At 67.5% G+C, this 8,863-nt stretch carries 10 protein-coding genes; 3 read left to right on the top strand and 7 right to left on the bottom strand.

Annotated elements, in window-relative coordinates; all coding sequences use genetic code 11:
* Positions 1 to 139: 139 nt before the first annotated feature.
* On the top strand, positions 140 to 835 hold the full coding sequence (locus M9H71_RS19055) for a glutathione S-transferase family protein (RefSeq protein WP_455406502.1): 696 nt from the start codon (positions 140 to 142) through the stop codon (positions 833 to 835).
* Here the strand turns inward: M9H71_RS19055 and M9H71_RS19050 are convergent.
* Complete coding sequence (locus tag M9H71_RS19050) at positions 832 to 1,614, bottom strand: crotonase/enoyl-CoA hydratase family protein (protein WP_455406501.1); 783 nt, start codon at positions 1,612 to 1,614, stop codon at positions 832 to 834. The two genes, M9H71_RS19055 and M9H71_RS19050, sit on opposite strands and share 4 nt — an antisense overlap.
* Before the next feature lie 80 nt (positions 1,615 to 1,694).
* Between M9H71_RS19050 and M9H71_RS19045 the strand changes: the two genes are divergently transcribed.
* Complete coding sequence (locus M9H71_RS19045) at positions 1,695 to 2,378, top strand: TetR/AcrR family transcriptional regulator (protein WP_455406500.1); 684 nt, start codon at positions 1,695 to 1,697, stop codon at positions 2,376 to 2,378.
* Here the strand turns inward: M9H71_RS19045 and M9H71_RS19040 are convergent.
* Together M9H71_RS19040 and M9H71_RS19035 are read right to left on the bottom strand one after the other, a co-directional pair.
* Positions 2,305 to 3,012, bottom strand: coding sequence for an HAD family hydrolase (locus M9H71_RS19040; RefSeq protein ID WP_455406499.1), 708 nt, complete (start codon positions 3,010 to 3,012; stop codon positions 2,305 to 2,307). The genes M9H71_RS19045 and M9H71_RS19040 overlap by 74 nt on opposite strands.
* Before the next feature lie 485 nt (positions 3,013 to 3,497).
* Positions 3,498 to 4,439 carry an aldo/keto reductase gene (locus tag M9H71_RS19035; RefSeq protein WP_455406498.1) on the bottom strand — a complete coding sequence of 314 codons (942 nt, stop codon included), beginning with the start codon at positions 4,437 to 4,439 and terminating at the stop codon, positions 3,498 to 3,500.
* Positions 4,440 to 4,734: 295 nt separating this feature from the next.
* Here M9H71_RS19035 and M9H71_RS19030 point away from each other — a divergent pair, with 295 nt between their 5' ends.
* On the top strand, positions 4,735 to 5,454 hold the full coding sequence (locus M9H71_RS19030; RefSeq protein WP_455406497.1) for a DNA helicase: 720 nt from the start codon (positions 4,735 to 4,737) through the stop codon (positions 5,452 to 5,454).
* Between the two features lie 11 nt (positions 5,455 to 5,465).
* Here M9H71_RS19030 and M9H71_RS19025 read toward each other — a convergent pair whose 3' ends face one another.
* The 4 genes from M9H71_RS19025 to M9H71_RS19010 all read right to left on the bottom strand — a co-directional run bounded on the left by M9H71_RS19025 (position 5,466) and on the right by M9H71_RS19010 (position 8,741).
* Positions 5,466 to 6,302: a lysophospholipid acyltransferase family protein gene (locus M9H71_RS19025; RefSeq protein WP_230764049.1), complete on the bottom strand. Its 837-nt coding sequence runs from the start codon at positions 6,300 to 6,302 to the stop codon at positions 5,466 to 5,468.
* A 221-nt stretch (positions 6,303 to 6,523) separates the two neighbouring features.
* Positions 6,524 to 7,687, bottom strand: coding sequence for a PQQ-dependent sugar dehydrogenase (locus M9H71_RS19020; RefSeq protein WP_455406496.1), 1,164 nt, complete (start codon positions 7,685 to 7,687; stop codon positions 6,524 to 6,526).
* Between the two features lie 110 nt (positions 7,688 to 7,797).
* Complete coding sequence (locus M9H71_RS19015) at positions 7,798 to 7,950, bottom strand: hypothetical protein (protein WP_455406495.1); 153 nt, start codon at positions 7,948 to 7,950, stop codon at positions 7,798 to 7,800.
* Positions 7,951 to 8,087: 137 nt separating this feature from the next.
* The gene (locus M9H71_RS19010) at positions 8,088 to 8,741 is read right to left on the bottom strand and encodes a glutathione S-transferase family protein (protein ID WP_455406494.1); all 654 of its coding nucleotides are present in this window, start codon (positions 8,739 to 8,741) and stop codon (positions 8,088 to 8,090) included.
* Positions 8,742 to 8,863 lie beyond the last annotated feature (122 nt).

Genomic DNA, 8,863 nt, shown 5'->3' with positions numbered 1-8,863 from the left:
GGCTTGACCCGCGCATCCATCTCCCGAACGATGGATCGCCGGATCAAGTCCGGCGATGACGTGACGTGTGTGGCGAGCGCCCGACGCCAGAATTCTCGACGAGCGCCCACGACCAAAGCGAGACCCGAGGACGCGCAACATGACTCTCAAACTGTTCGAACTGGTCGGTGCCGATGCGGGCCGGCCGTTCTCGCCGTTCGTGTGGCGGACGCGGATGGCGCTGGCGCACAAGGGGCTGAGCGCCGAGACGATCCCGTGGCGCTTCACCGACAAGGCTGCGATCGCCTGCCATGGTTCCGAGAAGGTGCCGGTGCTGCTCGACGGCGACAAGGCGGTGTGCGACTCCTGGGCGATCGCCAGCTATCTCGAAGACGCCTATCCGGACCGGCCGTCGCTGTTCGGCGGCGACGGCGGCCGGGCGATGGCGCGGATGCTGAACTGGTGGGGCGACCTCGCCATCGTCGGCGGCATTTTCCCGATGATCGTCGCCGACATCGTGCAACGGCTGGATCCTGCCGACGCGGCGTATTTCCGGCAGTCGCGCGAGGCGCGGCTGAAGACAACGCTGGAAGAGGCCGCCGCCAGCCGCGATCGTGCGGTCGAGGGCTTCCGCCGGTCGCTCGATCCGCTGCGGCTGACGCTGAAGACGCAGCCCTTCATCGGCGGCGCGGCGCCGAACTACGCCGACTACAGCGTGTTCGGCGGCTTCCAATGGGCGCGCATCGTCAGCGACTTCCAACTGCTGCAGAAAGATGACCCAGTCTATGCCTGGCGCGAAGGGCTGCTCGATGCGTTCGGTGGCCTGGCGCGCGCCACGCCGGGCTATCCGGTCTAAGCTGGGCCGCGCCGCCGGTTGCGCCAGTCGGCGAGGCCGCGCGCCAGCTCCTCGCCGCTGGCCAGCGCGGCGAATTGCGCGCGCTCGACCAGCAGGCCCTCGTCGATCGACAGATTGAGCCCGCGCGTCGCGGCGGTGATCACCGCTGCGACTGCGCCCGGCGGATGCCGGATGATCTGCCGCGCCAGCGCGTCCGCCGCAGAGAGCAGGTCGCCGTGCGGCACTACGCGGTTGACCAGGCCGATCGCCAGCGCATGGTCGGGCGAAAACGGCTCGCCGGTGAGTAACAGCTCCAGGCCGCGCTTGCGGCTGGCGAGGCGCGGCAGCCGCTGGGTGCCGCCGAAGGTCGGCGGCATCGCCAGCTTGATCTCGGGCTTGGCGAACCGGGCGCGTTCGCTGGCGACCGCCAGATGCACCGCCTCCGTGATCTCGCAGCCGCCGCCGTAGGCGAGGCCGTTCACCGCTGCGATCACCGGCTTGGAAAAGCTCTCCAGCCGCGCCGTCATGGTCTGGCCGCGGCGGACGAAATCGCGCACCGCATGATCCGCGCCGCGCGCGACGCTGCCGGAGAACTCGGCGATGTCGGCACCGGCGGAAAACGCCCGCTCCCCGGCGCCGGTGAGGATCACGGCGCGGATCGTGTCATCGACTTCGATCGCATCGAGCCGCTGCATCAGCCGGTCGATCAGCGCGTAGTTTAGTGCGTTCAGTTTGTCGGGGCGGTTCAGGGTCAGCAGCGCAACGCCGTCGCGCAGCTCCATCGGTATTAGCTCGGTCATGTCCGGGTCTCCATCGGGTCGTCCGGTCGCTACCGCGGCCGCCGCGTTGTGTATATTCACTGGTCGGTATACATAAGGGGATGACCGACCGGACGTCAGTAGCATCTCCGAAGACCCGCGAGGGCAATACCACGCGCGAGCGCATCGTCGCCGCCGCCGCCAAGCTGTTCTATGCCGAGGGCATCCGCGCCGTCGGCGTCGATGCGGTGGCCGAGAAGGCCGGCGTCACCAAGCGGACGTTGTATTATCACTTCCGCAGCAAGGACGATCTGGTCGCCGCCTATCTGGAGGGGCGCGACCAGCCGAATCTGGCGCTGTTCCGGCAGTGGTTCGAGGGCACGCCGGGCGCGCTGCCAGACAAGGTCGAGGGCATCTTTCTAAATCTCGCCCACGCCGCGCGGCATCCGAAGTGGAAGGGCTGCGGCTTCCTGCGCACCTCGGCGGAGCTCGCCAATCTGCCGGGCCATCCGGCGATCAAGATCGGCGCCGCGCACAAGAAGAAGTTCGAGCGCTGGCTGCGCGACACGTTCGCCGAGGCGGGCATCGCCGGGGCCGACGAACTGGCGCGGCAGATGCTGCTGCTGCTCGACGGCTCGTTCGCCGTGGTGCTGCTGCATCGCGATGCGAGCTACATGGAGACCGCGGGCGCTGCGGCGGCCAAGCTGGTGGCGACGGCGCTGCCGCGCCGGGTCAGCGCGGCGCGGCCAACGCGTTCGATGCCGCGAACCGGCCGCGGGTCTCGAGCAAACTCCGCACCGCGTTGAGATCCGGCAGCACCGCCGCGCATTTGCCGCGGGTCGCGTCGTCGGGCTGCAGCAAGTCCGGGACCATCAGCGTGATGGCGCCGGCGGTGAATGCGGCGGTGACGCCGACGCTGGAATCCTCGACCGCGATGCAGTTCTGCGGCGGCACGCCGAGCCGGTCGGCGGCGAGCAGATACAGATCCGGCGCCGGCTTGCCGTGGGCGACGTCGTCGCGGGTCAGGATGGTGCCGAACCGGCCGCGGATGCCGGCCAGCGTCAGATGCAGGTCGGCGGTCTTGCGCGACGACGAGGTCACCACCGCGACCGGGCAGTTCGCGTCGGCGAGCGTATCGAGCAGCTCGCTGGTGCCGGGCTTCACCGGGAGACCTTGCGCGAAGCGCACGTCCCGCTTTTCGACGAACGCACGGTTGATCTCGGCGAGCGGCAGCGTCTCGCCGTAGCGCGCGACCAGCAGCGCCTGGCATTCCGGCCCCGGCAGTCCTATCATCGACTCGCAGGTCTTTGTCGCATCCGGCAGGCCGAAGCCGTTCAGCACCTCGGTCAGGCTTTCCAGATAGACCCGCTCAGTGTCGACCAGCGTGCCGTCCATATCGAGCAGCACCGCTGCGATCAGCCAGTCCTGTGCAGCCCTCACGATTTGCGGCTCGCCTTCGCCATCGCGCGCAAGCAGTCCGGGCACAGGCAATCGGTCGCGTCCGACGGCAGCGGCAGCGCTGCCGGCTCTGCCGCGCACCAGCAGCCCTTGTCCATCGTGCACGAAAACTCCGCACCGCAGCCGGCACAGATCAGCCGGCGAGGCGGGGGCGTTGCGGGTGTGGCGGACGAGGTCGGGCGGAGCGGCATGAGCAACGATCGATCAACGCTGGTTGAAACACGCTCGCAGCGTACTCTGCCTGGACCGCGATGCAATACGCGGAAGGTCGCGGAGGGAAGGGGCGGACAGTAAGCCGACGCCGCCGAAGTGGCGCCGCGGAACTCTCCATCCGTCATTCCGGGGCGCTCGCGACAGCGAGCGAACCCGGAATCTGACACGCACACTAACCTCGGGATTCCGGGTTCGCGCCCTTTCGCGCGCGCCCCGGAATGACCGAGTGAAGTTGGACGCGGCGTTGCCGCCAACTACCCCTTGGTAATCGCGTCGACCTCGGCCATCTCCTCGGCGGTCAGCTTCCAGCTCGCCGCCTTGACGTTCTGCTCGATCTGCTCCGGCGTGGTGGCGCCGGCGATGACGCTGGAGACTTGCGGGCGGCAGGCGAGCCAAGAGAACGCCAGTTCGAGCAGCGAGTGGCCGCGCGCTTCGGCGAACGCCTTCAGACGGTCGACCAGATCGAGATTGGCGTCGGTGAAATAGCGGTCGCGGATCGCCGGCATCTTGGCGAAGCGGGTGTGCGCCGGCGCCTCGGTGCCGCGCTGATACTTGCCGGTCAGAAGTCCGCTCGCCAGCGGGAAGAACGGCAGCAGCCCGAGCTTGTAGTCCTGCGCGGCCGGCAGCAGGTCTCTCTCGATGTCGCGCACCACCAGGCTGTATTCGTCCTGGCACGACACGTAGCGGTGGGTGCCGAGCGCACGGGCGACGTACTCGGCCTCGGCGATCCGCCACGCCGGGAAGTTCGAATTGCCGATGTAGCGCACCTTGCCGGCGCGGATCAGGTCGTCGAGCGCGCGCAGCGTCTCGTCGATCGGCGTCAGCGGATCGTAATCGTGCTGCTGATACAGGTCGATCCAGTCGGTCTTCAGCCGCTTCAGGCTGGCCTCGACCGCCTCGACGATGTAGCGCCGCGAGGCGCCCTGCTTGGTGCCGTCGGTCGCCATCGGCTTGCAGAACTTGGTGGCCAGCACGATGTCCTTGCGGCGGTCGCCGAGCACATTGCCCAGCACGGTCTCGGAGCCGCCCATGCCGGCATAGATGTCGGCGGTGTCGAACAGCGTGACGCCGAGGTCGATCGCCTTGTGGATCACCTGCTTCGAGGTCTCGGGATCGGTGCGCTGACCAAAATTGTTGCAGCCGAGGCCGACGACCGAGACCCGCAGGCCGCTGCCGCCGAGATTGCGAATGTCCATGAAGTGTCCTTGAGAGATGCTTGAAGCGGTGCATTGTGGCGCGCGCCCCGCAGCGCCGCAACCCGCGTCGCCGATCACAGCCGCGTCATGCCGTGCGTCGTGACGGCATCACGGATGCGAAAGCCGTTCTCGGCCCGGGCGAGGCGAGTTATAATTTGATTCTGGCGTGGCCCGCGCCTCCCCCCTCCATCGGGAAAGTATCGTTCATACCGGGCTGCACGACCGTCGAACCACTTGTTCGAGCACCGGCATGAGGAGGGATTGCGGGAACGGCTCGATCGAGGAGGTTGTCGAGATGCGCTTGTCTGCGCCGGTCTATCGTCTGAAACGTAAAGCCAAATTGTTGTCCCGCTCCCAAAACGTGCCGCTGCACGTGGCGCTCGATCAGGTCGCCGCGGCCGAAGGGTTCGCGCGCTGGAGCCTGCTGGTCGACTCGGCGGCAGCGTCGCCCGCGGCGCGTCTGTTCGCAGCGCTCAGCCCCGGAGATCTGGTGTTGCTCGGCGCGAGGCCGGGGCAGGGCAAGACGCTGCTCAGCCTCGAACTCGCCGTCGAGGCGATCAGGGCAGGGCGTACCAGCGCCTTCTTCACGCTGGAATACACCGAAGCCGAGGTGCTGATGCGGCTACGCGCGATCGGGGCCGATCCGGCGTCACTGGCGGACAAGTTCACGCTCGATACGTCGGATGCGATCTGCTCGGACTACATCATCGGCCAACTGGCGTCAGCCGAGCGCGGATCGCTGGCGGTGGTCGATTATCTGCAATTGCTCGATCGGCGCCGCGACACGCCGGAGCTGAATGCGCAGATCCGTGCGCTGCGATCGTTCGCCCGCACGGCGGGCGTGATCCTGGTGATCATTTCGCAGATCGATCGCTCTTACGATCCTGCCAAGAAGCGCTGCCCGGATCTGAGCGATGTCCGCCTGATCAACGAACTGGACCTCAGCCTGTTCTCGCACGCCTGTTTTGTCGGAGCGAACGAGATCAGGTGGTCGCCGGTGTCCGCGGCGTCGTGAAGCTGCGCGGGCTACGCGGCTTCCGGCTGTCCATCCGGCACAGCGGCAGGGCGCGGCGCGATGGCGCCGCGCATGCCGGCGCGGCGGGCCGCTTCGCACATCCGTCGCACCGATTGTTCGGCGTCGCGGGTGATCTGCTTGCGGTCGGCGGTCGTCGAGGTTGCGACCGCATCGCCCCAGCTCACGGTGACATCGATCGCGCCCGCGGTCAGCAGTGCGACGAAATGCGGGATCAGGTCGGCATCGCCGTACCAAGCGACCCGGTCGCGCAGTTCGCGGCCGATCGGCAGGCCGCTGAGACCCGTATAGGTCACCGCCATCGGCTGCACCGCGACGCCGGCGCCGGTCTGTTCGCCGATCGCGTGATGCACCGCGCCGACCAGCGCCGAGCGGAACGGCAACACCCGGCTGCCGTCGGACGAGGTGCCTTCGGCGAACAGCACCATGGCGTCGCCGTCCTGCAGCCGCGCGCCGATTTCGCGCGTCGCCTCGCCGGTGCGATGCCGCGCCTGGCGGTCGATGAACACGGTGCGCTGCCAGCGCGCCAGCGCGCCGAACACCGGCCAGGTCGCGACTTCGCTTTTGGCGATGAACGACACCGGCGCCACCGCGGAAATCACGCAGATGTCGAGCCAGGAGACGTGATTGGACAGGATCAGCACCGGCCCGTCGCAGCGGCGGCCGACCTGATGAATGCGGACGCCGATCAGCGCGCAGACGATGCGGTGATACAATTGCGGGATCGTACGTTGCGCGCGCCAGCCGAACCGCTTCGCCAGCAGATGAACCGGCAGCAGTGTCAGCGTCAGCGGGACGACGGCGGCAATGACCAGAATGAATCGCAGCATGGCAATGACTTTGCGCCGCTCAAAAAGGTGCGGCCCCGGTCAGACGCGGCGACTGACGGGGACCGCTGGGGACGTTGATCGGCGACGGGGGGCCTCGATCAGACGCGAGCGGACCCTAGCGGTAGTTTGTTACACGGCAGTGACGCATCAACTACGTCTTACCGAGTCGCTGACGTGTCAGGGCGACCGCGGCGAGCGGATTTGCCGGCCGAAACTGCGGCTTACTCGCTTGCCGGCGCTACCCGCAGAATCCGCCCCGCGTCACTGTCGGTCAGCAGCCACAGCGCGCCGTCCGGACCCTGGCGGACGTCGCGAATCCGTTCGCTCAGTGCCTGCAGCAGCCGTTCTTCGCCGGTGATCTTGTCGCCCTGCAGCGACAGCCGCACCAGCATCTGACCCGACAGCGCGCCGACGAACAGGCTTCCCTTCCAGGTCGGAAAAAGCTTGCCGGTGTAGAACGCCATGCCGCTCGGTGAGATCGACGGCACCCAGTACTTGATCGGCTGCTGCATGCCGGGCTTGGCCGTCGCCTCGTGGATCTTTGCGCCGCTATAGTCGATGCCATAGCCGATCACCGGCCAGCCGTAGTTCTCGCCCTTGCGGATCAGGTTGACCTCGTCGCCGCCGCGCGGGCCGTGCTCGACTTCCCACAGGCTGCCGTCGGCGGGATTGAACGCAAGGCCCTGCGGATTGCGGTGACCGAGGCTCCAGATCTCGGGCTTGGCGCCGTCGCGATCGGCGAACGGATTGTCCTTCGGCACGCTGCCATCGGGCGCGATCCGCACGATCTTGCCGAGATGATTGGCCAAGCTCTGCGCCTGATCGCGATAGGCGTAGTGCTCGCCGAGGGTAACGAACAGATCGCCACCGGCGCCTTGCGCGATCCGGCAGCCGTAGTGATTGCCGGACGACAGCGGCCCTTGCTGACGGAAGATCACTTTGACGTCGTCGAGCCGCGGCGCGTCGCCGTCGGTCAGTCGGGCGCGCGCCACCGCGGTGCGGCCGCCGCGGCCGTCGCGTTCGGCGTAGCACAGATAGATCGTATGGTTGGTCGCGATGTCCTTGTCGGTGGCGACGTCGAGCAGTCCGCCCTGACCCGAGGCCCACACCTCCGGCACGCCCCGCAGCGGCTTCGACACCTGGCCTTGCTGTGTCACCAGCCGCAGCCGGCCAGGGCGCTCGGTCACCAGCATGCGGCCATCGGGCAGGAACGTCAGCCCCCACGGATGCACCAGATTTTCCGCCACCGTCTGGACCGCCAGCGGTCCGGCGGACGAATCGAAAGTGGTGCTGGCGCCGCGGCTGGCTGTGATGATCAGCAGCGAGCCGAGCAGCGCCGTGGCGGCGGTCAGCGTGCCGGAAACCCAGACGATCGGTGCCTTCATCGCAATGCCTCGTCGCAGGATGGCCGTCGCGGCTGCGGGGCGGCGCGCGTTTCAACGCGCGGTGTCGGGAAAAGATCGTGACCGAGGTGATTGCCGCGCGAAAGCTGTCGTCATGCCGCAGCAAAGTGCGGCGACAGCAGCGTCAGCGCCAGAATGGCGCCGAGCGAGGCCATTGCGATCAGCAGCGACGCCGCCACGGCGCGCAGCAGGCGGGCAGAGGTGATGTGCGCGACGGGCCGGATGAAGCCGGGCGACGAATCCATGACTCGAAATCCTCGAACCAAAACGCCCGCGAATCACGCAGGCAGTTGGATTCTCCTGCAATCACGGGCGCTTGTGCGGCGCCGAGGCGCGCCAAACGCGACCAAATCGTGGCGGAATTGAAGCGGCGCGGCCGGCGTCAAGCCTCGGCGGCGAAGTTCGTGGCCTCGGCGACCGCCGTCTCCGGGGTCCAGTCCATGGTAATGAAACCCGGGGTTTGCTCCACCCGGCGCAGCCAGGCGTTGACCGCCGGAAACATCGACAAGTCGAAGTCGCACTGGTCGGCGACATGGGTGTAGCCGTACAGCGCGATGTCGGCGATGGTGAGCTGGCCGGCCGCGAAGTAATCGTTGGTCTTCAGATGGTTTTCCATCACCTGGAGCGCCGCGTAGCCGCGCTCCAGCCAATCTTCCAGCGCGTGGGTCTGCAGGTCGCGCCCGCCCTTGACCAAGCAGAGCCAGAAATACGCCGAGCCGATGTTCGGCTCCAGCGCATGCTGCTCGAAGAACATCCATTGCAGCGCTTCGGCGCGATCCATCCGCGTGTCCGGCGCCAGCGAGGTGCCGACGGCCAGATACCACAGGATCGCGTTGGATTCGGCGAGGTAGCGGCCCGGCGCGGTTTCCAGCAGCGGCACCTGGCCGCTCGGATTCTTGGCGAGGAAGTCGGGCGTGCGGCTTTCGCCGCGCAGGATGTCGACCTCGATCGCGCGGTACGGGGCATCGAGAAACGCCAACGCAAGGCGAACCTTGTAGCTGTTTCCCGATCGCTGCATCGAATAGAGTTTGTACATCCTGAAGGTCGCTTCGCTCTCCCCGCCGGCATCTGCCGCGCCCAACGCGGCTAAACAATGATGCCCCCCGGCAGGCGTCGCAAGCCCCAAGCGATGGAAAGCATCGAAATCCCATGCCGCAT

The sequence above is a fragment of the Rhodopseudomonas parapalustris genome (assembly GCF_053772255.1).
This window is presented reverse-complemented; position numbering and strand designations above follow the sequence as displayed.

What these genes read in the sequence shown, in the direction of transcription:
- M9H71_RS19055 (WP_455406502.1), top strand. Translation starts at nt 140, where the DNA reads ATGACTCTCAAACTGTTCGAACTGGTCGGTGCCGATGCGGGCCGGCCG.
- M9H71_RS19050 (WP_455406501.1), bottom strand. Translation starts at nt 1,614, where the DNA reads ATGACCGAGCTAATACCGATGGAGCTGCGCGACGGCGTTGCGCTGCTG.
- M9H71_RS19045 (WP_455406500.1), top strand. Translation starts at nt 1,695, where the DNA reads ATGACCGACCGGACGTCAGTAGCATCTCCGAAGACCCGCGAGGGCAAT.
- M9H71_RS19035 (WP_455406498.1), bottom strand. Translation starts at nt 4,439, where the DNA reads ATGGACATTCGCAATCTCGGCGGCAGCGGCCTGCGGGTCTCGGTCGTC.
- M9H71_RS19030 (WP_455406497.1), top strand. Translation starts at nt 4,735, where the DNA reads ATGCGCTTGTCTGCGCCGGTCTATCGTCTGAAACGTAAAGCCAAATTG.
- M9H71_RS19025 (WP_230764049.1), bottom strand. Translation starts at nt 6,302, where the DNA reads ATGCTGCGATTCATTCTGGTCATTGCCGCCGTCGTCCCGCTGACGCTG.
- M9H71_RS19020 (WP_455406496.1), bottom strand. Translation starts at nt 7,687, where the DNA reads ATGAAGGCACCGATCGTCTGGGTTTCCGGCACGCTGACCGCCGCCACG.
- M9H71_RS19015 (WP_455406495.1), bottom strand. Translation starts at nt 7,950, where the DNA reads ATGGATTCGTCGCCCGGCTTCATCCGGCCCGTCGCGCACATCACCTCT.
- M9H71_RS19010 (WP_455406494.1), bottom strand. Translation starts at nt 8,741, where the DNA reads ATGTACAAACTCTATTCGATGCAGCGATCGGGAAACAGCTACAAGGTT.